This is a genomic window from Acidovorax sp. SDU_ACID1, assembly GCF_045291395.1.
Classification (GTDB): Bacteria; Pseudomonadota; Gammaproteobacteria; order Burkholderiales; family Burkholderiaceae_C; genus MR-S7.
The window spans coordinates 704,321-728,433 of record NZ_CP152342.1 but is presented as its reverse complement, the minus strand read 5'-3'; the positions used below and the strand labels follow the sequence as shown (position 1 = coordinate 728,433).

Annotated in this window: 24 protein-coding genes, 1 pseudogene and 1 riboswitch; of the genes and pseudogenes, 9 read left to right on the top strand and 16 right to left on the bottom strand. The window is 70.3% G+C overall.

Annotated elements, in window-relative coordinates; all coding sequences use genetic code 11:
- Positions 1-58: 58 nt before the first annotated feature.
- Both rpmF and AAG689_RS03475 read right to left on the bottom strand, forming a co-directional pair.
- The gene (gene rpmF / locus AAG689_RS03480) at positions 59-241 is read right to left on the bottom strand and encodes a 50S ribosomal protein L32 (protein WP_024001319.1); all 183 of its coding nucleotides are present in this window, start codon (positions 239-241) and stop codon (positions 59-61) included.
- Between the two features lie 106 nt (positions 242-347).
- Positions 348-892, bottom strand: a pseudogene (locus AAG689_RS03475) (YceD family protein).
- A 26-nt stretch (positions 893-918) separates the two neighbouring features.
- On the opposite strand from AAG689_RS03475, the gene AAG689_RS03470 reads away from it, so the two are divergent.
- The 3 genes from AAG689_RS03470 to AAG689_RS03460 all read left to right on the top strand — a co-directional run bounded on the left by AAG689_RS03470 (position 919) and on the right by AAG689_RS03460 (position 3,472).
- Complete coding sequence (locus tag AAG689_RS03470) at positions 919-1,518, top strand: Maf family nucleotide pyrophosphatase (protein ID WP_406624779.1); 600 nt, start codon at positions 919-921, stop codon at positions 1,516-1,518.
- The gene (locus tag AAG689_RS03465) at positions 1,515-2,285 is read left to right on the top strand and encodes an SAM-dependent methyltransferase (protein WP_406624778.1); all 771 of its coding nucleotides are present in this window, start codon (positions 1,515-1,517) and stop codon (positions 2,283-2,285) included. The genes AAG689_RS03470 and AAG689_RS03465 overlap by 4 nt, the downstream gene beginning before the upstream one ends.
- An 86-nt stretch (positions 2,286-2,371) precedes the next feature.
- Positions 2,372-3,472: a hypothetical protein gene (locus AAG689_RS03460; RefSeq protein WP_406624777.1), complete on the top strand. Its 1,101-nt coding sequence runs from the start codon at positions 2,372-2,374 to the stop codon at positions 3,470-3,472.
- Here the strand turns inward: AAG689_RS03460 and AAG689_RS03455 are convergent.
- From AAG689_RS03455 to AAG689_RS03440, 4 genes are read right to left on the bottom strand one after another with little or no spacing between them, the layout of a single operon-like run.
- Positions 3,469-4,506, bottom strand: coding sequence for a S49 family peptidase (locus AAG689_RS03455; protein ID WP_406624776.1), 1,038 nt, complete (start codon positions 4,504-4,506; stop codon positions 3,469-3,471). The genes AAG689_RS03460 and AAG689_RS03455 overlap by 4 nt on opposite strands.
- 4 nt (positions 4,507-4,510) lie before the next feature.
- Positions 4,511-4,879, bottom strand: a complete 369-nt coding sequence (locus AAG689_RS03450; RefSeq protein ID WP_406624775.1) for a Rieske (2Fe-2S) protein — start codon at positions 4,877-4,879, stop codon at positions 4,511-4,513.
- Positions 4,872-5,531 (bottom strand): HAD family hydrolase, encoded by a 660-nt coding sequence (locus tag AAG689_RS03445; RefSeq protein WP_406624774.1) that lies wholly within the window; start codon positions 5,529-5,531, stop codon positions 4,872-4,874. Before AAG689_RS03445 ends, AAG689_RS03450 begins: the two co-directional genes overlap by 8 nt.
- Entirely contained in the window at positions 5,528-6,532 is a 1,005-nt protein-coding gene (locus AAG689_RS03440) for an RluA family pseudouridine synthase (protein WP_020228393.1), read from the bottom strand. Before AAG689_RS03440 ends, AAG689_RS03445 begins: the two co-directional genes overlap by 4 nt.
- A 569-nt stretch (positions 6,533-7,101) precedes the next feature.
- Between AAG689_RS03440 and AAG689_RS03435 the strand changes: the two genes are divergently transcribed.
- From AAG689_RS03435 to queF, 4 genes are all read left to right on the top strand, one after another.
- Positions 7,102-10,161, top strand: a complete 3,060-nt coding sequence (locus tag AAG689_RS03435) for a ribonuclease E/G (protein ID WP_406624773.1) — start codon at positions 7,102-7,104, stop codon at positions 10,159-10,161.
- Between the two features lie 133 nt (positions 10,162-10,294).
- A complete protein-coding gene (yaaA, locus tag AAG689_RS03430) occupies positions 10,295-11,068 on the top strand; it encodes a peroxide stress protein YaaA (protein ID WP_406624772.1) in 774 nt (257 codons plus the stop codon).
- A gap of 256 nt (positions 11,069-11,324) precedes the next feature.
- Positions 11,325-12,182, top strand: coding sequence for a 2OG-Fe(II) oxygenase (locus AAG689_RS03425; protein WP_406624771.1), 858 nt, complete (start codon positions 11,325-11,327; stop codon positions 12,180-12,182).
- Between the two features lie 58 nt (positions 12,183-12,240).
- Positions 12,241-13,086: an NADPH-dependent 7-cyano-7-deazaguanine reductase QueF gene (gene queF / locus AAG689_RS03420; RefSeq protein ID WP_406624770.1), complete on the top strand. Its 846-nt coding sequence runs from the start codon at positions 12,241-12,243 to the stop codon at positions 13,084-13,086.
- 6 nt (positions 13,087-13,092) lie between these two features.
- Here the strand turns inward: queF and AAG689_RS03415 are convergent, their stop codons facing one another.
- Positions 13,093-13,575 carry a 6,7-dimethyl-8-ribityllumazine synthase gene (locus AAG689_RS03415; protein ID WP_406626277.1) on the bottom strand — a complete coding sequence of 161 codons (483 nt, stop codon included), beginning with the start codon at positions 13,573-13,575 and terminating at the stop codon, positions 13,093-13,095.
- A 98-nt stretch (positions 13,576-13,673) separates the two neighbouring features.
- A riboswitch (FMN riboswitch) is annotated at positions 13,674-13,838 on the bottom strand.
- Between the two features lie 168 nt (positions 13,839-14,006).
- Here AAG689_RS03415 and AAG689_RS03410 point away from each other — a divergent pair.
- Positions 14,007-14,414 carry a hypothetical protein gene (locus tag AAG689_RS03410; protein WP_406624769.1) on the top strand — a complete coding sequence of 136 codons (408 nt, stop codon included), beginning with the start codon at positions 14,007-14,009 and terminating at the stop codon, positions 14,412-14,414.
- A gap of 13 nt (positions 14,415-14,427) precedes the next feature.
- Positions 14,428-15,294, top strand: a complete 867-nt coding sequence (locus AAG689_RS03405) for a LysR family transcriptional regulator (protein WP_406624768.1) — start codon at positions 14,428-14,430, stop codon at positions 15,292-15,294.
- Positions 15,295-15,302: 8 nt separating this feature from the next.
- On the opposite strand, the gene AAG689_RS03400 is transcribed toward AAG689_RS03405, so the two are convergent.
- From AAG689_RS03400 to AAG689_RS03360, 9 genes are all read right to left on the bottom strand, one after another.
- Positions 15,303-16,095, bottom strand: a protein-coding gene (locus AAG689_RS03400) for an IS5 family transposase (protein WP_406624493.1) whose coding sequence is annotated in 2 segments (ribosomal slippage) — positions 15,303-15,837 and positions 15,836-16,095 — 795 coding nt in all. Because the reading frame shifts where the segments join, the coding sequence is not laid out codon by codon here.
- 40 nt (positions 16,096-16,135) lie between these two features.
- Positions 16,136-16,960 (bottom strand): amidohydrolase family protein, encoded by an 825-nt coding sequence (locus AAG689_RS03395; protein WP_406624767.1) that lies wholly within the window; start codon positions 16,958-16,960, stop codon positions 16,136-16,138.
- Between the two features lies 1 nt (position 16,961).
- Complete coding sequence (locus AAG689_RS03390) at positions 16,962-17,948, bottom strand: Bug family tripartite tricarboxylate transporter substrate binding protein (RefSeq protein ID WP_406624766.1); 987 nt, start codon at positions 17,946-17,948, stop codon at positions 16,962-16,964.
- Positions 17,949-17,991: 43 nt separating this feature from the next.
- A complete protein-coding gene (locus AAG689_RS03385; RefSeq protein WP_406624765.1) occupies positions 17,992-18,885 on the bottom strand; it encodes a DUF1932 domain-containing protein in 894 nt (297 codons plus the stop codon).
- Complete coding sequence (locus AAG689_RS03380) at positions 18,885-19,592, bottom strand: RraA family protein (RefSeq protein WP_406624764.1); 708 nt, start codon at positions 19,590-19,592, stop codon at positions 18,885-18,887. Before AAG689_RS03380 ends, AAG689_RS03385 begins: the two co-directional genes overlap by 1 nt.
- A gap of 156 nt (positions 19,593-19,748) precedes the next feature.
- Complete coding sequence (locus AAG689_RS03375) at positions 19,749-20,636, bottom strand: LysR family transcriptional regulator (RefSeq protein ID WP_406624763.1); 888 nt, start codon at positions 20,634-20,636, stop codon at positions 19,749-19,751.
- A 12-nt stretch (positions 20,637-20,648) separates the two neighbouring features.
- On the bottom strand, positions 20,649-21,869 hold the full coding sequence (gene dinB, locus AAG689_RS03370) for a DNA polymerase IV (RefSeq protein WP_406624762.1): 1,221 nt from the start codon (positions 21,867-21,869) through the stop codon (positions 20,649-20,651).
- Positions 21,870-21,974: 105 nt separating this feature from the next.
- On the bottom strand, positions 21,975-22,904 hold the full coding sequence (locus tag AAG689_RS03365) for an EamA family transporter (protein WP_406624761.1): 930 nt from the start codon (positions 22,902-22,904) through the stop codon (positions 21,975-21,977).
- Between the two features lie 211 nt (positions 22,905-23,115).
- The gene (locus AAG689_RS03360) at positions 23,116-24,111 is read right to left on the bottom strand and encodes a Bug family tripartite tricarboxylate transporter substrate binding protein (RefSeq protein WP_406624760.1); all 996 of its coding nucleotides are present in this window, start codon (positions 24,109-24,111) and stop codon (positions 23,116-23,118) included.
- Positions 24,112-24,113: the final 2 nt, after the last annotated feature.

The following is a 24,113-nucleotide window of genomic DNA, read 5'->3' as shown; positions in this document are numbered from 1 at the left end:
ACGACAAAGGCCCGCGCTACGTAAGTAGCAACGGGCCTCGAAGCGGGCCTGATGGAGATCAGGCTTCGGACTTGTTCTTCAGCACCTGGCGGCCACGGTACACGCCGTTGGGGCTGATGTGGTGGCGCAGGTGGGTTTCGCCGGTGGTGGGTTCCACTGCGATGCCAGGCACCGTCAGGGCGTTGTGCGAGCGGTGCATGCCGCGCTTGGAAGGGGACTTTTTGTTTTGCTGAACAGCCATGTTCGGCTCCTAGGGTCTTGAAGGGTTGGTAAAAACGCGATCAGCCCATTGAAGACACGAGGGGATTCGCGCGAAGCCCTCAATTATAGCCCAACTCCTTTTCGGCCTACGCACCGGGCTTGCGCAGCCCGGCCAGCGCGGCGAAGGGGTTGGGCTTGTCGGCGCTGGCCTCCTCGAAGTCCTCGTCGCTCGAAGCCATCTTCACGTCGGTGGGGCATTCGTCGTGGCGCGGCACCACGGGCAGCTCCATGAGCAGTTCGTCCTCGATGAGCTCGCGCAGGTTGAATTCGCGGCTCAGGGCCAGCAGGTCTTCATCGCTGGACTCGTCCAGCGCCTCGGCCGTGGCCTCGTCGGCCACGAATCGGAATTCGCGGTCCACGGCGAGCGGCACGTCCACCGGGTGCAAGCAGCGCTGGCAGATCATGGGGAAGGTGGCCTCCGCCTTCAGCCGCAGCCAGATCTGGCCGCCGATGCCGTGGGTGGCGCGCACTTCGCCATCGGCCTGCCAATCGACGCGCAGGTCGGGGTGCAGGCCCTGGGCCTCCTCGGCCAGGCGCTTGTACTTGAGCAGGGTGTCATGACCGGACAGGTGTCCGCCAGCCTGTGCGAAGGCCTTGACGTCCAGCCGGTCGGGGAGTGTTCCTTGGTCATGGGCGGCAGTGTAAGAGAATCAAGCCATGCCTGAACCCGTCCGCCCGCCCTATTCCCTGGTCCTGGGATCAACCTCCCGCTACCGGCGCGAGCTGCTGGCCCGCCTGGGCCTGCCCTTCGACGTGGCGGCCCCCGACGTGGACGAAACCCCGCTGCCCGGCGAGGCCCCGCGTGCGCTGGCCCTGCGCCTCGCGCAGGCCAAGGCCCGAGCGGTGGCCGCCCAGCACCCGCAGGCCGTGGTGATCGGCTCCGACCAGGTGGCGGACCTCGCGGGCCAGCCCCTGGGCAAGCCCGGCACGCACGAGCGCGCCACGGCGCAGTTGCGGCAGATGCGCGGGCGCACGGTAGTCTTCCAGACCGCCGTGGCCGTGGTGTGCCAGGCCACGGGCTTCGCACAGGTGGACATCGCCCCCGTGGAGGTGCGCTTCCGCGACCTGGACGACGCCGAGATCGAGCGCTACCTGCAAGCCGAAACCCCCTACGACTGCGCGGGCAGCGCCAAGAGCGAAGGCCTGGGCATCAGCCTGCTCGACGCCATCGTGAGCGACGACCCCACGGCCCTCGTCGGCCTGCCGCTGATCCGCACCTGCCGCATGCTGCGCGCCGCCGGGCTGGTGCTGCCATGAGCACGCCCGCCGCACCCGGCACGCTCTACCTTGTGCCCGCGCCGCTCGACTTCGGCTGCGAGGCGCAGGCCCCGCTGCAGGACGCGCTGCCCGAAGGCACGCTGCGCACCGCCGCACGCCTCACGCACTGGGTCTGCGAGAACGCCAAGAGCTGCCGCGCCTACCTGAAGCGCATCGACGCGCTGCACCCGCTGGCCGCGCCGCTGCAGGCGCAGCAGATCACCGAGCTGCCGCGCGAAGTGCACAAGAAGGGCGACCATGGCGGCCAGTTCGATGCCGCCCCGCTCATCGCGCCGCTGCTCGCAGGCCAGGACATGGGCCTGGTCAGCGAAGCCGGCATGCCCGCCGTGGCCGACCCGGGCAGCTCCGTGGTCCGCGCCGCGCACGACGCGGGCGCACGCGTCGTGCCGCTCGTGGGCCCCGTCTCGCTGCTGCTGGCGCTGGCCGCCAGCGGGCTGAACGGGCAGAACTTCGCGTTCACGGGCTACCTGCCGCAGGACGCGGGCGAGCGCGCCGAACGCATCCGCGCGCTCGAAGGCCTGGCGCTCAAGCAGGGCCAGAGCCAGCTTTTCATCGAAACGCCCTACCGCAATGCCGCGCTGTGGCAGGCGCTGCTGCAGCACCTGCAGCCGAACACGCGCCTGGCCATCGCGGCGGGCCTCACGCTCGCGCAGGCACGCGTGGAAAGCCGCCTCGTGCGCCAATGGCGCCAGCACGGCGAGGCCCCTGACAACCGCACCCCGGTGGTGTTCGCCATCGGCCGCTGACCGCCATGCCCCTGCTGCGCAAAGCTCTCATTTCCATAGCTGCTTGCGCTTGCTGGACAAGCGCCGGGGCCATTATTCGCTGCGAAATGAACGGCAAGCCCGTGAACCCGTCGAACGGCGCCGAAACCGCCGGCCTCACGGGCCTGCTGCGCTGCCGCGACGAGGACACGGGCCACCTGCAGCGGGAGCAGGAACTGCGCGGCGGCAAATACCTGGGGCTGCAGCGCTTCTACGACCGCGAAGGGCGCCTGCAGCGCGAGCGCCATGTGAACGAGCGCGGCAACAGCCAGGGCCGCGTGGCGGAATTCTGGCCGAACGGCCAGCTGCGGCGCGAGGAATTCGCCGAGAACGGGCGCACGCAGGGACCAGTGCGCCGCCTCGATGCGCAGGGGCAGCTGGAGCGCCTCGCGTTCCACGCCGACGGGCGCGAGCAGTTCTCCGTGGAGTACAACGCCGCCGGCCAGCCCACGCGGCTGATGTGCCCCACTGCGAGCGTGCTGCCCGAAGACCGCCCGCTGTGCGGCTTCGGCGGCGCGGCGGAAACGGTGCTCCACACCGCATCAGGCGCCAAGGCCGCGCAGATGCGCTACGAACAAGGCCGCCTGCTTACCGCCATGGAGTGGGATGCCGGCGGCCAGCCGGCCGCGCAGATGCTGTTCGAGAACGGCCGCCGCGTGCACCGCCGCTACAGCAGCGAGAACGGCAAGGCCGTGCTGCGCGAGGAGCGCATCTACGAGGCCGACGACCGCCCGCTCGCCCATCGGGGCGGCGCGCCCGCGCAGGTGCGGCAGTGGGGCGCATCGGGCCAGCTCGTCGAGCAGCGCAGCTACACGGCAGGCCGCGAGACGCTGGTGGAGCGCTGGTACCTCAACGGCGCGCTGCGCGAACGCACCGCGCTGGCCGGCGAAGGCCCGGCCGCGCGCGTCCTGCGCGAGCTGCATGGCGACGACGGGCGCCTGGCGCGGCGGGAGCGGCTCACGGCCGACCGGCAGCCCACCGGCGTGCAACAGCACTTTCACGCCAACGGACGCATCGCGTTGGAAGAAGGCTACGGCGAGCCCGACGCACGCGGCCGCACGCGGCTGCAGACGCGCAAGGAATGGGACGAGAGCGGCCGCCTGCTGGCCGACGATGTGCTGCTGGAGGACGGCTCGCGCCAGCGCAAGGCGGGCCTGACCGGCAGTTAACGCAGCTGCGGCACCTGCAGCGCGGCCAGCGCCTTCATGGCGCCCATGCCGACGGCGGCGCCGAACTTCTTGGCCAGGCGCTCGGCCACGTTGTCGCGGCGGGTGTAGTCGATGACCTCCTCGGCCTTGACCACTTCGCGCGCCACGTAGTCCAGGTTGCCCATCTGGTCGGCCAGGCCCATCTCCACCGCCTGCTGGCCGGTCCAGAACAGGCCGCTGAAGGTCTCGGGCGTGGTCTTCAGGCGGTCGCCCCGGCCCTTCTTGACCACGGCGATGAACTGCTGGTGGATCTGGTCGAGCATCTGCTGCGCGTAGGCGCGCTGCGTCTCGGTCTGCGGGCTGAAGGGGTCGAGGAAGCCCTTGTTCTCGCCGGCGGTGAGCAGGCGGCGCTCCACGCCGAGCTTTTCCATGGTGCCAGTGAAGCCGAAGCCGTCCATCAGCACGCCGATGCTGCCTACGATGCTGGCCTTGTCCACGAAGATGTCGTCGGCCGCCGCGGCGATGTAATAGGCGGCGGAGGCGCAGGTTTCCTCCACCACGGCGTAGACCGGCTTGTCGTACTTGGCCTTCAGGCGCGTGATCTCGTCGTTGATGATGCCGGCCTGCACGGGGCTGCCGCCCGGCGAGTTGATGAGCAGCACCACGGCCTGCGAGCCCGAGTCCTCGAACGCGCTGCGCATGGCGGCCACGACGAACTCGGCGCTGGCCTCGGCACCGGCGGCGATCTCGCCCTTCACGTCCACCACGGCCGTGTGCGGCGTGGTCTTGGCGGTCGCGGCGATGTCGCGCGAGAGCACCGCCCAGACGACGGCCGCCGCCATCACGATCCACGCGAAGCGCCAGAAGATGCGCCAGCGGCGCGCGGCGCGCTGCTCGTTCAGCGTTCCGAGCACGAGCTTTTCGAGCACTTCACGCTCCCAGGCGGGCGCCGCCTTGCTTGCTCCTTTTTCCGTAGCTGCTTGCGCCCACAGGTCGGGCGCCGGAGGCGGATTTCCCTCAAAACCTGCGGGTTCGGTGCGGGTGGGGTCGGTCATGGAATCAGAACTCTACGGGTTGCAGCAGTGGGGCAGTATGCCAGCGGACCATCCCGCCCTCTTCCGAGAGGGCTACCTTCACCAGGCCGCCACGGCACGGCCCACCGACGCAGGCGCCGGTGTCGGGCTGGTAGGCCGCGCCGTGCGTGGCGCACAGCAGCCAGCGGCCGGTGTCGTCGAAAAACCGGCCTTCCTGGTAGTCCATCTCCATGGGCACGTGGGAGCAGCGGTTCAGGTAGGCGTGCACCCGGCCTTCGTAGCGGATGGCGAAGGCGCGGCAGTGCTCGCCCGCGTAGCGCACGTCGAAGGCCACGGCGGGCCCGCCGTCCACCAGGTCGGTGCTGGGGCACAGGGGCATGGTCACGTCAGGCATGGGCGTGCAGCCAGCGGTGCAGTTCGGCCACCGAGGGGGCGATGTAGAGCGGTTCCAGCACGCCGAAGCCCTGGATGTCGTGCGCGCCGTAGCCCACGCCCACGCTGGCACAGCCGGCGGCACGGGCCATCTCCAGGTCGTGCGTGGTGTCGCCGATCATCAGCACGCGTCCGGGCGCCACGTCGAACTCGGCCATCAGCTCCTGCAGCATCAGCGGATGCGGCTTGCCGGCGGTTTCGTCGGCGGTGCGCGATCCGTCGAACATGCCGCGCAGTTGCACCTGGTGCAGCACGTGGTCCAGCCCGCGCCGGCTCTTGCCCGTGGCCACAGCCAGCAGGTGGCCCCGCTCGCGCAGGCCGTGCAGCATGGGCAGCACGCCGTCGAACAGGCTCAGGTCGTCCTGGTGCTGCAGGTAGTGGTAACGGTAGCGGTTGGACAGCTCCACGTATTTCTCGCGCGGCACGTCGGGCGCGGCGTGGGCCAGGGCCTGGGGCAGCGCCATGCCGATCACCCAGGCAGCGGCCTCGTCGGTGGGCACGGCGCCGCCCACGTCGCGCACGGCCTCCTGGATGCTGCGCACGATGATGGCGGTGGAGTCGAACAGCGTGCCATCCCAGTCGAAGGCGATGAGGTCGAAGCGGCGGAGGGTCATGGGGTGGGGAGGAAATCGGCCAGCTCGGCGGGCAGGTCGGCGTGCAGCTCGACGCGAGCGCCCGCTTCGCCGGGTTGCGCGGGATGGCTGAACTGTAGCCGCCATGCGTGAAGGAACATGCGCTTGAGGCCTTGTTTCTGCAGCCGCTTGTTGAGTTCGAAGTCGCCGTACTTGTCGTCGCCCGCGATCGGGTGGCCCTGGCTTGCCAGGTGCACGCGGATCTGGTGCGTGCGGCCGGTCTTGATGGTCACTTCCAGCAGGCTCATCGCAGGCAGGCCCTGCGAGGGGCGCGGCGCGATCTGGCTGCGCACCTTGACGAGGGTGATGGAGCGCATGCCGTCCGGGTCCTCCTGCGTGGTCACGCGCACGCGGCGCTCGCCGTCCTCCTGCAGGTATTTGTGGAGCGGCGTGTCGATCACCTTCTTGTTCGCGGGCCACGCGCCCGTGACCAGGGCGAGGTAGGTCTTGCCCGTCTCGCGCCCGCGGAACTGGTCCTGCAGGTGGGTGAGCGCAGAGCGCTTCTTGGCCACCAGCAGGATGCCCGAGGTTTCGCGGTCCAGCCGGTGCACCAGTTCCAGGAAGCGCGCCTGGGGGCGTGCCTGGCGCAACTGCTCGATCACCCCGAAGCTCACCCCGCTGCCGCCGTGCACGGCCACGCCGGCGGGCTTGTCGAGGGCGATCAGGTGCTCGTCCTCCAGCAGGATGGGGAATTCGCGCGCGGGCGCGGGGCGCTCGGCCGGGTTCTTCTCGGCCACGCGCACGGGCGGCAGGCGCACCTGGTCGCCCGCGGCCACGCGCGCGTCGGCGCTGGTGCGGCCCTTGTTCAGCCGCACCTCGCCGCTGCGGATGATGCGGTAGACGTGGGTCTTGGGCACGCCCTTCAGGTGGCGGATCAGGAAGTTGTCGAGCCGCTGGCCCGCCGATTCGGGGTCGACCTCGACGATGCGGGCGGCCGGGAGGGAAGAGGATGGGCCCGGTTTGCCCCCTATAATGTGTTTCACCTGCGCGACGAAAGTGTAAGTGGTTGATTTGTCTGGAGTTTAATGGACATACGGCCCGGCAAGACGCGCAGCATGGTCGATGCCAGCGAGCGTCGTGCGCCAAAGTAGGTCGCACGCCGAGCGGCGGGCTGACGAATCGAAACACTGAATACGGAAATTCCAGGCTGTCCCCCCGCCCGACCAGGGCGCGGCGGCCAGCGGATCAAAGCGAAATCATGTGGGTGTTGCTGGCATGGATTGTCTCGCTGTGGCAAGGGCGCCAGCCTTTGCCATTGGCGCGCAAATCGCCTGTAACGCCCGTCCGGCAAGCGCCAGCGGCTATGCTTTTCACAGCATACCCGCGCACTCTCCGGCTCGCCCCCATCCACGCGCCCCCACCTCGCCTGCGCAGCTGACCGCTGCGCAGCCGCGGTGCGCCCGGCCTTTTCCCTTCGTTTCGATGCGCCAGTCCAGGCATTCCCGGCTCCCCTAGAGCCTGTTTTGGTTTGGAACCGGCGGAACCCCGCAGCCATGCACAGGCGCTGCGCACGGCCCCGCCGCACAACGCAGAGAAATAAAGGAAACGCATCATGAAACGGATGCTCATCAACGCCACGCAGCCCGAGGAACGGCGCCTGGCCATCGTGGACGGCCAGAAGCTGCTGGACTACGAGATCGAGATCGAAGGGCGCGAACAGCGCAAGGGCAACATCTACAAAGCCGTGGTGACGCGCGTGGAGCCGTCGCTGGAGGCCTGCTTTGTCGACTACGGCGAAGACCGCCACGGCTTCCTGCCGTTCAAGGAAATCTCCCGCCAGTACTTCGCCGAAGGCGTCTCGCCCAGCCAGGCCAAGATCCAGGAAGTCATCAAGGAAGGCCAGGAGCTGATCGTCCAGGTCGAGAAGGAGGAGCGCGGCAACAAGGGCGCCGCGCTGACCACCTTCATCAGCCTGGCCGGCCGCTACGTGGTGCTGATGCCCAACAACCCGCGCGGCGGCGGCGTCAGCCGGCGCATCGAGGGCGAGGACCGCGCTGAGCTCAAGGAGGCGATGGACCAGCTCGAATACCCCAAGGGCATGAGCATCATCGCGCGCACCGCCGGCATCGGCCGCACCGCGCCCGAACTGCAGTGGGACCTGAACTACCTGCTCAAGCTGTGGAACGCCATCGACGGCGCGGCCAAGGCCGGCAAGGGCGCGTTCCTGATCTACCAGGAGTCGAGCCTGGTGATCCGCGCCATCCGCGACTACTTCAACAGCGACATCGGCGACATCCTCATCGACACCGATGACATCTACGAGCAGGCGCAGCAGTTCATGGCGCACGTCATGCCCGAGCATGCCGCCCGCGTGAAGCGCTACCGCGACGACGCGCCGCTGTTCTCGCGCTTCCAGATCGAGCACCAGATCGAGTCGGCCTACTCGCGCACCGTCACCCTGCCCTCGGGCGGCGCCATCGTGATCGACCACACCGAGGCGCTGGTCAGCGTGGACGTGAACTCCGCGCGCGCCATCAAGGGCGGCGACATCGAGGAAACCGCCACGCGCACCAACCTGGAGGCCGCCGACGAAGTGGCGCGCCAGATGCGCCTGCGTGACCTGGGCGGCCTGATCGTGATCGACTTCATCGACATGGAGGAGAGCAAGAACCGCCGCGAGGTCGAGAACCGCCTGCGCGACGCGCTGCGCCAGGACCGCGCGCGCGTGCAGTTCGGCACCATCAGCAAGTTCGGCCTCATGGAGATGAGCCGCCAGCGCCTCAAACCGTCGCTGTCCGAAGGCGCCCACATCCGCTGCCCGCTGTGCGACGGCACCGGCCACGTGCGCGATACGGAAGGCTTCTCGCTGCAGATGCTGCGCATGATCCAGGAAGAGTCCATGAAGGACAACACCGCCGCCGTGCACTGCCAGGTGCCCGTGGAGGTGGCCAGCTTCCTGCTCAACGAGAAGCGCACCGAGATCGCCAAGATCGAGTTGAAGCAGCGCGTCAGCGTGGTGCTGATCCCCAACAAGTCGCTGGAGACGCCGCACTACAAGCTCGAGCGCCTCAAGCACGACGACCCGCGCCTGGACAGCCTGGACGCCAGCTACAAGCTCGCCGACGTGGAGGAGGAGCAGACCCAGGTCACGCGCCGCTCGCAGGAGCCCACGAACAAGCAGACGCCCGTCATCAAGGGCGTGCTGCCCGATGCCCCCGCTCCCGTGGCTGAGCCGCGCCCTGAAGGCGCCGCACGCCCCGCGCGCAACCAGGGTGGCCAGGGCCCGGGCCATGCGCAGCAGCGCCCGGCAGCGCCCGCGGTGCAGCCGCAGCGCCCAGCCCCGGCGCCCGCACCGGAGCAAGGCTTCTTCTCCTGGCTCAAGAGCCTGTTCGGCTTCGGCCCGGCGCCTGCACCCGCCCCGGTGGCCGTCGCCCCGCAGCAGCCGGCCGAGGCCGCCCGTGGCGAAGCACGCCGTGACGGCCGCAGTGGCGAACGTGGCCGCCGCGGCGGCCGCGACGCCTCCCGTGACGGCAACCGCGATGCGTCCCGCGAAGGCAACGGCGAAGGCCGCGGCCGCCGCGGCGAAGGCCGGAGCGGCGAGCGCGCGCTGGAAGGCCGCGAGGGCCGTGACAGCCGCAATGGCCGCAACGGCGAGCGCACCGAAGGCGAAGGCCGCCGCGAGCCGCGTGAACCGCGCGAAGGCCGTGGCGGACGCGAACGCGGCGAGCGCCAGTCCCCTGCGCAAGCTGCCCTGCCGCAAGGCGCCGATACGCAGGCCCCTCTGACCGCACCCGCCGATGAAGGCACGCCCGAGCAGGCACGCGCCGAGCGCGCACCGCGCGGCGAACGTGGCGAGCGCAGCAGCGAGCGCGGTGGCCGCCGCGAACGCGGGGAGCGCCGCGAACGCGGCCCGCGCACCATCGACGCTAATGCCCCGGCCCCGGCCGCCGCAGCGTCGGCAGCCCCTGGCGCCGACTTCGTCGATACCGCGCCCCTGGCCTCGCTGCCCGATCTGGACCTGTCGGCGGGCGAAACGGCCCCAGCGGTCGCCGAGTCGCCCGCTGGCGGCGAGGAGCGCCGCGAGCGCCGTTCGCGCGACCGCTACGGCCGTGACCGCCGCGAGCGCGGCCCACGCGGCGGCGACGCCGCGGACGCGCAGCCCGCGGCCCCGCTGCTGGACTTCGACGCCTCGGCCATCGCAGCGCCCGCCGCTGGCGACGAAGAGGCCGCGCAAGAGCCCGCGCGCCGCAGCTACTTCGCCGCGTCCGCCGCACCCGCCCCTGCGGCGGAGGCCGTGCCTGCCAGCGCAGTGCCCGTGAGCCAGGCGCCGGTGGCCCCCGCGCCCGTCGAGGCACCGGCCCCCGCGCCGGCGCCGGCACCCGTGGCCGTGATCCCGCAAGGGGACGGCATGCCGCGCGTGCAGTCCTTCGCGCTGCCCGTGGATGCGCTGATCGAGGTGGCGAAGTCCTCAGGCCTGGAATGGGTCAACTCCGACGCGGAGAAGATCGCCGCCGCCCAGGCCGCGATCGCCGCCGAGCCCCAGCCCATCCGCGTGCCGCGCGAGCGCCCGCCCGTGGTGGTGGTGGATGAAGGCCCGCTGGTGCTGGTGGAGACCCGCCGCGACCTGCGCGACCTGCAACTGCCGTTCGAGAAGGAAGGCACGGCCGCCTAGCCCCCCCGCCAAGGCCTTCGCCTTGCGCAGCGGCAACCGGGGGCTCTGGCCCCCGTTGTCGTTTCTCCGCTATCAAAAATCATAGCTGCCTGCGCTTGCTGCACAAGCGCTGGAGGCCCATTTGGCTTAAACCATGCTGTTCCTGCTCTCCCCCGCCAAATCGCTCGACTACGACACCCCGCTGCCCGCCGGCCTGCCGCACACGCTGCCGCAGTTCGTGCCCGACTCCGCGCGGCTGATCGAGGTGCTGCGCGCCAAGGCGCCGCAGGAAATCGCCTCGCTCATGTCCATCAGCGACCCGCTGGCCGCGCTCAACGTGGCGCGCTACGCCGCATGGAAGCCGCGCTTCACGGCGCGCAACGCCCGCCAGGCCGTGATGGCCTTCAACGGCGACGTGTACGAGGGCCTGCAGGCGCGCACCCTCTCGCCCGAGGATCTGGACTGGGCGCAGCAGCACCTCGCCATCCTCAGCGGCCTGTACGGCGTGCTGCGCCCGCTGGACTGGATGCAGCCCTACCGCCTGGAGATGGGCACGCGCCTGGCCACCGGTGCGGGGTCCAACCTCTACCAGTTCTGGGGCGCGCGCATCGCCGAACACCTGAACCAGCGGCTGGCGGCCGACGCCACGCCGGTCGTGGTCAACCTCGCGTCGCAGGAATATTTCAAGTCCGTCGACCTCCAGACGCTCAAGGCCCGCGTGGTCGAGTGCGTGTTCGAGGACTACAAGGGCGGCCAGTACAAGATCATCAGCTTCCACGCCAAGCGTGCGCGCGGACTCATGGCGCGCTGGGCCATCCAGCGGCGCGCGGCGACCCCGCGCCAGTTGGAGGGCTTTGACCTCGAAGGCTATGCTTTCCACCCCGCCGCCTCCGCGCCCGACCGCCTGGTCTTCCGCCGCACGCCATGACCAGAGCGTATTCCTGACCTTTTCATGGTGCCCGTTGCCCCGCAAAGGCAGTGGATGCAAGGCGCCCACCGCAAGCCGCACTGATGTGCGGCGAGGACGGGTAACGCCGCAGACGCTGCCTTTGCGGGGCAACCCTTCGGCAAGGCAGCCAACAGCCGCACTCGTCGTTGCGCACCTTGCCCAGGCCGCCAGCATGGCCTGCGGCGCGCGCCTAGATTGCGGCTGTTGGCTGCCTTGCGGGTACCATGAAAAGGTCATGAATACGCTCTTACAACCCATCACCCCCGAACTGCGCCAATGGATCATCGACCAGGCGGGCACAGGCATCGCCGCGCCCGCGCTGATCGACGCCATGTGCAAGGCCGGCTGGAACGAGGACGTGGCCATCCAGGCGGTGGAGCAGGTGCTGCGCAAGCACCTGGACGACGTGGCCGTGCAGCAGGGCCAGCCGCCCGCCGTGCGCGTGCCTGGGCCGCCGCTGGCCGATTCGCCGCTCTTCATCGACGTGGGCGACCGCCAGGTCGAGGTGCTCATGGCCATGGGCAGCCCGCGCGTGGTGCTGTTCGGCAACCTGCTCTCGCCCGAGGAGTGCGACGCCATCATCGCCGCCGCGCGCCCGCGCATGGCGCGCTCGCTCACCGTGGCCACGCGCACCGGCGGCGACGAAGTCAACGACGACCGCACCAGCGACGGCATGTTCTTCCAGCGCGGAGAGAACGACGTGGTGACGCGGCTGGAAGAGCGCATCGCCCGCCTGGTGGAATGGCCCATCGAGAACGGCGAGGGCCTGCAGGTGCTGCACTACCGCCCCGGCGCCGAATACAAGCCGCACTACGACTACTTCGACCCGGCTGAGCCCGGCACAGCCACCATCCTCAAGCGCGGCGGCCAGCGCGTGGCCACGCTGGTCATCTACCTCAACGACCCGGCCCGGGGCGGCGGCACAACCTTTCCGGACGTGCACATGGAGATCGGGCCGCGCCGCGGCAACGCCGTGTTCTTCAGCTACGAGCGGCCCCACCCCTCCACGCGCACGCTGCACGGCGGCGCGCCCGTCATCGAGGGAGAGAAGTGGATCGCCACCAAGTGGCTGCGCGAGCGGGAATTCAAGTAAAAATGGCCTTCAGCGCTTGATGCACAAGCGCAAGCAGCTATCCATTCAATAGCACACAATGACCACGCCGGAACAATCCCAGCTCGGCAAGGCGTCCGCCTACGCCGACCAGTACGACGCATCGCTGCTGTTCCCCCTGCCGCGCCTGCCCAAGCGCGCCGAGATCGGCATCGCAGGTGCGCCGCCCTTCTTCGGCGCGGACCTGTGGACGGCCTACGAGCTGTCGTGGCTGGGCCCGCGCGGCAAGCCGCAGGTGGCCATCGCCCACGTCACGGTGCCGTGCGAGACGCCCCACATCGTCGAGAGCAAGTCGTTCAAGCTGTACCTGAACAGCTTCAACAACACCCGCTTCGCCAGCCTGGAGGACGTACGCGCGCGCATCCGCCAGGACGTGAGCGAGGCCGTCTGGCGCGGCAGCGCCGCCCCCGGCACCGTGGGCGTGAAGCTGGTCGCGCCCGAGCTGTTCGACCAGGAGCCGATCCACGAGCTGGACGGCCTGCTGCTCGACCGGCTGGACGTGGAGTGCACGCAGTACACCCCCGCGCCCGAGCTGCTCGCCGCCAACCACGCCGAGGCGCCCGTGACCGAGACGCTGGTGAGCCACCTGCTCAAGAGCAACTGCCTCGTCACCGGCCAGCCCGACTGGGGCAGCGTGCAGATCGCCTACAGCGGCGCGCAGATCGACCAGGCCGGGCTGCTGCAGTACCTCGTGAGCTTTCGCAACCACAACGAATTCCACGAGCAGTGCGTGGAGCGCATCTTCATGGACGTGTGGACGCGCTGCCGCCCCATCAAGCTGGCCGTCTACGCGCGCTACACGCGCCGCGGCGGGTTGGACATCAACCCGTGGCGCACCAGCCACCCGCAGCAACTGCCGCGCAACGTGCGCACGGCGCGGCAGTAACGCTCATCAACGTCGCTGCACGCGCGCGAGCTGCGCCAGCGCGCCCAGGCAGGCCTGGGCGACCTCCTCGCCCTTCTTGACGAAGTGCGCGCGGAAGAACGCGCGGTGCTCCTCGTGCTCATGGAAGTCGTGCGGCGTGAGCACGGCGGAGAATACGGGCACGCCATCGTCGAGCTGCACGCGCATCAGCCCGTCGATCACCGCGCCGGCCACGAACTCGTGGCGGTAGATGCCGCCGTTGACCACCAACGCGCAGGCGACGATGGCGTCGTACTGCCCGCTGCGCGCCAGCGACTGCGCAAGCAGCGGGATCTCGAACGCGCCCGGCACGTCGAAATGGCTCACGCGGTCGGCAGGCACGCCGCGCGCGGCCCAGGTGGCCACGGCGGCGTCGCGCGCCTGGTGGACGATGTCGGCATGCCAGAGCGCGCAGATCAGCGCGATGCGCGGCGATGCCGTGGAAGGAACGGAAGAAGAAGTTTCAGTCATCTGATTCATGGTGAGTTCCAGACAAGGGACATGAACCAGGGCGCGCACGCGAAGCCACGCCCCCCGGCGCGCGGTCAGGCACGCCGGGGGCATGGCACTCGCGTTCTCTTTCATCCGGACTGTGACCGTCGGCCCTGGCATCGCACCAGATCTGCTGACCCCCGGCGGCCATCCACAAGACGGCACCGGGGCGCTCGCGGGCTCGCGCGGGTCGCCCCGCGCCTACCGCCGGTGGGGAATTCCGCCCCGCCCTGAGAACGCTTGCCGGCACCGCGAACGAAGCGACGCGGCGCCGGCCCGCGCATTGTAGAAGGCACCGGCACGGCCCACGGAGCCATCGGTTTTTTATTCTGATCTCGAACAAATAAAATAATTTACGAATGGATCACGGCTTCCTACAGTCGCGGCTTCTTTCACCCAGGAGCCTGCCCATGCACACCGCCACCATGCCCTACCCCATCGACCACGTGCTGAACGCCTTCGCCGCCGGCGACGTGCCGACGCTGCTCGCGCACATCGACGATGGCGTGGACTTCCGCATCGACCACTACCGCGACACGGCCGACGTCTCGTGGCAGCAAGCGAAAGACAAAGCCGGCCTGCTGGCCGTGCTGCAGCGCCTGGCGGCGGAAGTCTTTCCGCGCGGCACGCAGATCGTGCAGACCCAGAGCCAGGCGCTGGGCGACGACTGGGTGCTCACGCGCTTCCACCAGCGCTTCTTCTATGCCGTGCAGCAGCGCGAGGTGGAGAGCGTGACCTGGATCGTGAGCCACTCCGTCCAGGGCCGACTGGACTACTTCCGCGAAACCGTCACCACCATCGCGCCCACGGGTGCCTGATCCCCCGCACACCATGCTGTTCGACCTGCGCGCCCTGGGCTACTTCGTCGCCGCCTACGAGGAAGGCGGCGTCACCGCCGCCGCACGCCGCTGCCACGTGGCGCAGCCCTCGATCAGCATGGCCATCAAGGGACTGGAAGACGTGCTGGGCAGCCCGCTGTTCCAGCGCAGCCGCGCGGGCCTGGCGCCCACGCCCGCGGGCGAGCGGCTCTACCCGCGCGCCTGCAGCCTGCTGGCGCAGGCCGGCGCGATGGTGCGCGACTTCCGCGAGGCGCCGCGCGAGGTGCTGGCCCTCCACCTGCCCGACGACGTGCTGCTGCGCAGCGCGGCGCCGCTGCTCTCCTGGATCGATGCGCACTGGCCCGCCGCGCTGATCCGCCTGACCGCCACGCCCGGCGAGGCGCGGCTGCGCCTCGTGGCCGACCACTGCAAGCCCGAGGGCGACCTGTTCGAGAGCGTGGCGCGCGAACCCTACGTGATGCTCGTGCCCGAGCGGCATCCACTGCGCTTCAAGGCCCGCTTCGCCCTCGCCGACCTGCAGGGCCTGCCCCTGATCGAGCGGCCCTACTGCCCGCTGCACGAGCGCTTCGCCCGGCTGCTGGCGCAGCAGGGCATCACCTTCGAGGTACGGGCCAGCGCCGCGCGCGAGGAAGCCCTGCTGCAGATGGTGGAGCTGGGCCTGGGCCTGGCCGTCGTGCCGCAGTCGCACGCGGCCCATGCGCCGCGCTGCATCGCCCGGCCGCTGGATGCGGCCCTGCCCTTCGCCCGCCACCTGGGCCTGGCCTGCGCGCCGGACGACGCCGCGCTCGCGCCGGCGCTGCCCTTGATGGCCGCCGCGCTGCAGGGCCAGCCTGCCTCGGCGATGGCAGGCCGCGCCTAAGAACGTGTTCAAAGTCTTCTGAGCAAGAGGCCCAGGAAGGCCAGATGGACGAACTGCAAACTGGTGTTGAGCCAGCGCTCGCAGTTCTTCCATAGCCTGCGGTTCTTCTCCAACCACGCAAAGCTGCGCTCGACAATCCAGCGCTTGGGCATGACCTTGAAGGTGTGCAACTCGCTGCGCTTGGCAATCTGTACCGTCACGTGCTCGCCCAGGATGCCCCTAACACCCTGCGAGAACGGCTGGCCGACATAGCCGCTATCGCACAGCAAGCTTTGCACCCGGCCCAAGGTGGGCTTGCAGCGCTTGAGCGCCCCCGATGCCCCTTTGCGGTCCGTCACCTCGGCCGTGGTCACCGCCACCGCATGGGGCAGCCCTTGCGTATCCACCGCGATGTGGCGCTTGATCCCCGAGACCTTCTTGCCCGCGTCATAGCCCCTCAATGCCGCCGGATCCGCGTTCTTCACGCTCTGCGCGTCCACGATCAAGAACGCGCTGCAGGCGTTGCGACCCAGTTTCTCGCGGGCCGCGCCAACCTGATTTTTTTAAAGCCTGCTCCAGCAGGCTGCCACCCTCGCGCGGCTCGCTCCAGATGGCCCAGTACGAATGCACCGTGCGCCATTTCGGGTAGTCACTGGGCAGCGCTCTCCACTGGCAGCCCGTGCGCAGCAGGTACAGCACCGCGCAGAACACCTCGTACAGGTCTATCTTGCGCGGCGCTGTCTTCTTGCGTGCGCTCTCCAGCAACGGCTTGATGATCTCGAATTGTTCGCGACTGATGTCGCTCGGGTAGCTCTTTCTCACCCTGCGAGCTTCTCATATCGACAGAGACCTTGAACACGTTCTAAGAGCCGAAGCCGTAGAGCGCGGCCGGGTTGCCTTGCAGCACCCGGTCGGCCAGTGCCTGCGTGCCGCACCACGCGAGCGCGCCGTGCAGCAGCGCGGCGTCATCGGGCATCGGCACCTCGCCCGCCGTGGCGGCGGGGTGCGGCCAGTCGGAGCCCCAGAGCATGCGATCGGGCGCCTGCGCCAGCAGCCAGCGCGCCGCGTCCTGCATATCGCCGTAGCCGGGCGGCCCCGCACGGCTGTCCAGGTACGGTGCCGAGAGCTTGACCCAGAGCCGGCCGCCGTCCAGCAGGCGCCGCAGCGTGGCCAGCGCCCGCGCATCCGCCTGCGGCGGCACGCGCGCCAGGTGGTCGAGCACGGTGGGCACAGGCAGCCCCTCCAGCCAGGGCGCCAGTTCTTCGAGCGCGGACAGGCCGCAGTGCAGCTGCAGGTGCCAGCCCAGCGGCCGTGCGCGCTGCAGCAGCCGCGCCCAGGCGGACAGGTCGGGTGCCGCCCCGCGCGCGAGGTTCAGGCGCACGCCGCGCGCGCCCTGTGCGTGCAGCCGCCCAAGCTCCGCCTCGTCCGTGCCAGGCTCCACGACGACGACGGCACGCGCTGCCTGCGGCCCCAGGCGGGCCACGGCGTCGAGCGTGCAGCGGTTGTCCATGCCGTAGCTGGAGGGCTGCACCACCACCACCCGTGCCAGGCCCAGCCGCTGCTGCACCTGCCGGTAGTCCTGCACGGTGGCCGGCGGCGGGCGCAGATGCGCCTGCGGGGCGAACGCGAAGCGCCCGTCGAACACGTGCATGTGGCTGTCGCATGCGAGTGGCGGCAACGCGGGCATGTCAGTCCTGCGCGATGCCGGCGGTGCGGATCACCTCGCTCCAGCGACGCGCCTCATCGGCCACGTAGCGTGCGAACCCGGGCTGGTCCATGGCGATGCGCTCGGAGCCCTGCGCGGCCAGGCGCTGCTGCACGTCGGCGTCCTGCAGCGCCTCGCCGAGCGCCTTCACGAGCTTCTGCTCCACGTCGCGCGGCAGCCCGGCCGGGGCGAACAGGCCGGTGTACACGGCCACGTCCACGCCCTCGACGCCCTGCTCGCGCAGCGTGGGCACGTCGGGCAGCACGGGCGAGCGCTGGGCGCCGGTCTGCGCCACGGCGCGCAGGCGCCCGTCCTTGATGAACGGGGCCGAAGAGCTGAGCTGGTCCACCATCGCGTCGAGCTGGCTGCCCAGCAGGTCCGACAGCGCCGGGCCCGCGCCCTTGTAGGGGATATGGGTGGCATTCAGGCCGGTCTTCTGCTTGAGCAGCTCGGTGGTCAGGTGGTTGAGCGAGCCGGTGCCGGGCGAGCCCATGCTGAAGCCCTGCGGCTGCGCGCGGCTTTGCTCCACGAGCTGCTGGTACGTGCGGGCCGTGGTCTTGGGCGCCACCACGACCACCGACGGCGTGGTGCTGATACCGCCGATCGCGGTAAAGCTCTTGACCGGGTCGTAGGCCGCGGCCTTGAGCATCGCGGGCGCCGTGGCATTGGTGGCCGTGCTGCCGACCATCAGCGTGTAGCCGTCGGGCTTGGCGCGCGCCACCAGCGTGCTGCCGATGGTGCCGCCGCCGCCCGCGCGGTTGTCGATGACCACGGGCTGCCCCAGCGCCTTGCTGAGCGCGGGGCCGATGGCGCGCGCCGTGGCGTCCACGTTGCCGCCGGGCGCGAAGGCCACGACGATGGTGATGGGCCGTTCGGGATAGCCCGCGGCGCTGGCCGTGCCTGCCAGCAGGGCCGTTGCGGCCAGCACGGCGAGCGAGCGCCGGGTGAAGGAAGTGCGAAGGAATGCCATGGCGAAGGTCTCCTGGGTTTTATGGGGAAAAGGGAGGCCCGGCTCAGCGACCGAGCGTGAAGATGTCGTGAAAGTCGCGCGGCGCCACGCCCTTGAAGTGGGCCTTGTAGCCAGCGGCGGCGATCTTCAGCAGCTTGTCGCGCGTGGCGAGCGACATGGTGTCGTCCACGCCCGCCGCACGCAGCGTGGCGACCACCTCGTCCATTTCGTGCGCGCGGCGCTCGGCATGGATCACGCCGCGCGCGATCAGGCCGTTGGCCACTTCGAGGAACGGCCCGGCCGCGAAGGTCTCGGCGATCGAATCGAGCAGGTCGTCCTCCAGCCCGTATTCGTGGCCCGCGAGCACCGTCTCCAGCAGCAGCGCGACGACGCCCTTCATGAAGATGCTGCGCAGCATCTTGGAGGCCGATGCCTTGCCAGCCGCGCCTTCCAGCACGGTGAGCTGCATGCCGAAGGGCCGCAGCACGTCCGCGAAGCGCTGCGCGCCCTCGCCGCACACGAGCGTGGGCACCTTGTGGCCGAGGCCCGGCACGGTGCCCATGATGGCGCCGTCGACGAACGCGGCGCCCGTGGGCGCGACGATGGCGGCAGCCTCGATCTTGGTCTGCGGCCCGGCCGAATTGAGGTCGGCATAGACCTGCCCCGGCCGCAGCCACGCCGCGCTCTCGCGCGCCAGTGGCACGGCCAGGTTGGCGCTGACGGCGGAGACGACGATGTCGCAGCCCTCGACCAGCGCCTGCAGGCTTGGCGCCAGGGTGACCGAGGCCTCGCCCGCGCGCTGCGCCACGAGGTCGGACTGCGGCGGCACGTTCCAGAACTTGTCGTAGGCGCGGATGCCGCGCAGGCCCTCGCCATGCAGGCCGCGCGCGATGTGGAAGGCGGCCTCGCCCAGGCCGATGAAGCCCAGCACGGGCATGTTGTCGTTGCGCGCGGTCATCAGCGGCCCTCCACGTCGGCGTAGGCCGCGTCGATGATCTCGCAGCCCATCGTGCGCAGCACCTCTTCGCTGTAGCCCGAGCGGTCCCAGGTGCCGGCGTTGATGGCCTCGCGCGTGGCGATCTCCTTTTGCAGCTTGGCGCGGGCCTTGCCCAGCACCGCTTGCGCATCGCGCGGCGCGATCACCAGCACGCCGTCCTGGTCGCCCGCGACGATGTCGCCGGGGTGCACCACCACGCCGCCGCAGGAGATCGGCACGTTGATCTCGCCGGGCCCGCTCTTGTGCGGCCCGCGCGGGTTGATGCCGCGCGAGTACACGGGGAACGCCATCGCGCCGATGGATTCGAGGTCGCGCACCGCGCCGTCGATCACCACGCCCGCGACGCCGCGGCGCGCGGCCCACATCATCATGTTCTCGCCGGTCAGCGCGTTCGCCTGGTCGCCCTGGTCCTCCACGACGATCACGTCGCCGGGCTCGGCCATGTCGATCGCGCGGTGCAGCATCAGGTTGCAGCCGGGGCGGGCGCGCACGGTGAAGGCCGTGCCCAGCAGCGGCGCCTTGTTCAAGGGGCGGATGCCCGTGTCCATGCAGAACATGCGCCCCATCTCGTCGGCGATGTTGGCGACGGGCAGGCCGCGAAAGCCCTGCACCAAGTCGGGCGCGGGGCGGTGGATGCGTTGGAAGATACGAAAGCCGATATTGGGCATGGCGTGGACCGTGAAGGGTGGAACAACGCACGTCAGGCCTGCCTTTCCCCGGCAACCCTTGCAGCGCGACTGAGGGAATCGTAGGTTTTTCGGCCCGAACGATGGCCGCGTTTTCGTTGTCCGATCCACCAAGGAATTTGGTGGATCGTGCAGCCTTCAGGCGCTGCCGTGCCGTCCCTGCGCCACGGATGCCTGGAACGCGCGCAGCACGGCCTGGATACGCCGATCCTCCGCATCGCCCGCGCGGCACACCAGCGCGATCTGGCGCGTGGGCCCGCGCCGGCCCAGGCCGACCTCGCGCACGGGCCAGGTGCGCCGCACGTCCTCGCGCAGCTCGGGAACCACCGACACGCCCACGCCCGCCGACACCATGGCCACGATGGCATCGGTGCCCGGCAGCTCGAGGAATTCGCGCTTGCCCGGCAGCGTGGCTTCCACGAAGGCCGCGGCGATGCGCCCGCCCGTGGCGCTGCGGTCCAGGCGGATCCACTCGTGCGCGGCCAGCAGTTCGCGCACGTTGCGCCCGCGCGCCTGGGCCGGCGCTACGAGCACGAAGGATTCGGTGAGCAGGGGCGTCCAGCCCAGGCGGCTCGACCCGCCCGTTTCGGGCCGCACGAGCACGGCCACGTCCAGCCGCCCGGCCTTCAGGTCCTGCAGCAGCTGCTGCGAGACGCCGCGCGCGCAATGCACTTCCAGCCCCGGCACCGATTTGCGCAGCGCCAGCATGGCCTGCGGCAGCAAGGCCACCTGGGCGGATTCGATGATGCCCAGGCGCACATGGCCGGTCACGGCGGCCTCGGTGCGCGAGCGCAGCTGCTCCAGCGTGCCCAGCGCGGACTCCACGGCCGCCGCCACCTCCAGCGCCAGCGGCGTGGGCCGCACCGCGCGGCCCGAGCGGTCGAACAGCGGGCGGCCGAAGTAGATCTCCAGCTGGCGGATCTGCATGCCCACGGCGCTGGCCGTCAGGTTCACCTCCGGCGCGGCGGCGGCGAACGAGCCGTGCCTGATGACGGCGATGAGGGTGTGCAGGAAGTGGAGTTTCATGTCGGCATTTTTTCAGAACAGCGGCGCGCTTTCGCCCCAGCCCGGTGGCGGCAGCGCCGCGGCGCAGGCCTCGGGCAGCAGGTTGCCCACGCGCACGCCCAGCAGGCGCAGGCGCTTGGTCAGGGGCACGCGCTTGAGGCACAGGCCCGCCACCCGCCGGATGACGGCCGCGTCCTGCGTGTGGCGCTCCACCGTCTGGTCGCGCGTGGCGATCTTGAAATCGTCGTAGCGCAGCTTGATGCCGATGGTCTTGCCCACGTAGCCCTTGCGCTGGAGGTCGCCCGCCACCTGTTCGCACAGCTCGGTGAAGATGCGCCCCAGCTCGGCCCGGTCGGCCACGGCGTGCAGGTCGCGGTCGAAGGTGGTCTCGCGGCTCATGGAGACGGGCTCGCTCTCGGTGACCACGGGCCGGCTGTCGCGGCCCCAGGCTGCGTCGTGCAGCCAGGCGCCGTAGGAGCGGCCGAAGTGCTCCACCAGCCACTCGCGCGGCCGCACGGCCAGCTCGCCGATGGTGTGGATGCCATGGCCCTGCAGCCTGGCATCCGCCTTGGGGCCCACGCCGTTGATCTTGCGGCAGGCCAGGGGCCAGATCAGCGTTTGCAGGTCATCCGGGTGGACGACGGAGATGCCATTGGGCTTGTTGAACTCGCTCGCCATCTTGGCGATGAGCTTGTTGGGCGCCACGCCGATGGAGCAGGTCAGGCCCGTGGCCTCGGCGATGCGCCGCTGGATGCGCTGCGCCAGCGCTCGGCCGCCCTCCTCCTGGCCGCCGGGGACTTCGGTGAAGTCGATGTACACCTCGTCCACGCCGCGGTCCTCCATGACCGGGGCGATGGAGACGATGACCTCCTTGAACCGCCGCGAGAACCGCCGGTACTCGGCGAAGTCCACCGGCAGCAGGATGGCCTGCGGGCACAGGCGCGCGGCCTTCATCATGCCCATGGCCGAGCCCACGCCGAAATGCCGCGCCGGGTAGGTGGCGGTGGTGATCACGCCGCGGCCCGCATAGTCCCGCAGCCGGGGGAACGCGTCTACCGGGATGTCCGCCAGCCGGCCGGCATAGGCGGCGGCCAGCGCCTCGTCCTGCGCGCTGCGCCCGCCTCCGATGACCACGGGCAGCCCCTGGAGCTGCGGATAGCGCAGCAGCTCGACGGAGGCATAGAACGCATCCATGTCGAGGTGGGCGATGCGGCTGGACGGAAGGGGCGGCAAGGGCGCGGTCACGGCCGCCATTGTCCGCGCTGCGCGGAGCGCTTGCCCGCGCCGAGGTGAATACAAGCCAAATAGACCTCTAGCGCCCATCCATCAAGCGCGAGCAGCTATCGAAAGTGAAGCACTTCACAACCCCTGCATGCAGATCAGCACCAGCCCCGCGAGCATCACGCCCATGCCGATCTTCTCGGGGCGCGTGAACGATTCGCTGAGCATGCGGCGCGACACCAGGTAGCTGAACACCACCTCCACCATGCCCAGCGTGCGCACCGGCCCCGCGCTCTGCATGGCATAGGCCGTGAACCAGCCGAGCGACGCGGCCGCGCCCATGCTGCCCGCCACCAGCGACACGCGCCACGAGCGCAGCAGGGGCCCCAGCCCGCGCTCGGTGCGCAGGGCCACCCAGGCGCCCAGGCCCACCGTCTGCAGCGCCTGCGCGATCAGCACGCCCCAGGCGCCCGACAGCCAGGGCGTCTCGGCCCCCAGCGCCAGCGCGGCGCCGCGAAAGCCCACGGTGGCCAGCGCGAAGCACGCGCCGCAGGCCAGGCCGTAGAGCGACGACCGGCTCGTCCAGGCCGCCAGCGACAGCATCTGCCCGCGCGGCGGCAGCGACAGCATGAGCACCCCGGCCGTGGCCAGCACCATCGCCACCAGCGCCAGCGGCGTGGGCAGCTCGTGCAGGAAGACGCTGGAGAACAGCGCCACCTGCAGCACCTCGGTCTTGGACAGGGTCACGGCCACGGCGAAGTTGCGTTCCTTCATCGCCAGCAGCAGCGCGGCCGTGGCCGCGACCTGGAAGAACGCGCCCAGCGCGATCCAGCCCAGGTAGGCGGCGCTGAAGCCGGGCACCGCCGGCGTCCGCCCCGGCCACGCATACAGCAGCACCAGCCACAGGCCCGCGAACGGCAGGCCGTAGAGAAAGCGCGCGAGGGTGGCGGGCAGCGTGCCCAGCTCCTGGGTCAGCGAGCGCTGGGCGGTGTTGCGTGCGGTCTGCGCGGCGGCGGCGCACAGGGTCAGGGGGATCCAGGCCCAGGCGGCCATCCAGGAAAAGCTCATGCGCCGGTTATAGCGCCGCCGGGGCGCGCGCCCCGACGCCGATGGGCATCCCCCTCATGCAGGGCCGCGAAGGCGTACAGCCCATCCGTGAGACAGGCGCACCGCACCCGCGGGCAGCCGCGCAAGGGCCGCCCCGCCGCGCCGGCTGCGTCCCCCTTCCCGCGCAAAGCGCGAGAGAGGGGAAGCGGCGCAGCCGCTCAGGGGGATGTCCTCAATCCGCGGAGATGCGGTTGTCCTGGGCCACCTTTTTCCACTTGGCCACGTCGTCCGCGATGATCTTGGCGAACGCCGCAGGCGTGTCTTCCACCGCGATCGCGCCGGCGGCGGCGAACTTCTCCTGCACCGCCTGGGTGCGCAGCGCGCGCACAATGGCGCCGTGCAGCGTCTTGAGCACGTCGGCCGGCAGGCCCGCGGGCGCCAGCACGCCGTTCCAGAAGCCGTCGTTGGCGCTCTTGAGGCCCAGTTCGGCGAAGGTCGGCACGTCGGGCAGGTCCTTGACGCGCTGCGGCGTGGCCAGCGCCAGGGGCACCAGGTTGCCGGCCTTGATGTGGGGCATGGACGAGGCCAGGGTGTCGTAGATCATGTCCACCTGCCCGCTGATCACGTCGTTGAGCGCCGGGCCCGTGCCGCGGTAGGGCACGTGCACCACGCGCATGCCGCTGAGCGACTTGTAGTACTCCATCGCCATGTGCGTCGCGCCGCCGTTGCCCGACGATGCATACACGTACTTGCCGGGCGACTGCCCGACGAGCTTGGCGAAGTCGGCATAGGTCTTCGCCGGGAAGTTCTTGTTGACGCTCAGGACGCCGGGCACTTCGAGGATGCGCGTGATCGGCGTGAAGCTCTTGACCGCGTCGAAGGGCAAGTTCTTGTAGACGGCCGAGTTGGTGCCGTTGGTGCTGGTGGTGCCCAGCAGCAGGGTGTAGCCGTCGGCCTTGGACTCGGCCACGTAGCGCGCGCCCACCGAGCCGCCCGCACCGGCCTTGTTCTCGACGATGACGGGCTGGCCCAGTTCGCGCGATAGCGCGTCGGCCAGCACGCGGCCGCTGATGTCCGACGTGCCGCCCGGCGGAAAGGGCACGACGAGGCGCACCGGCTTGTCCGGAAAGCCGCTCTGCGCCAGGCCCGGCAGGGCCGCGAATGCGCCCGCGAGCGCCAGGGCCAGGCCCGCCAGGCGGCGGCTGGTGCGTGGGGTGGAAGGGGTCATGG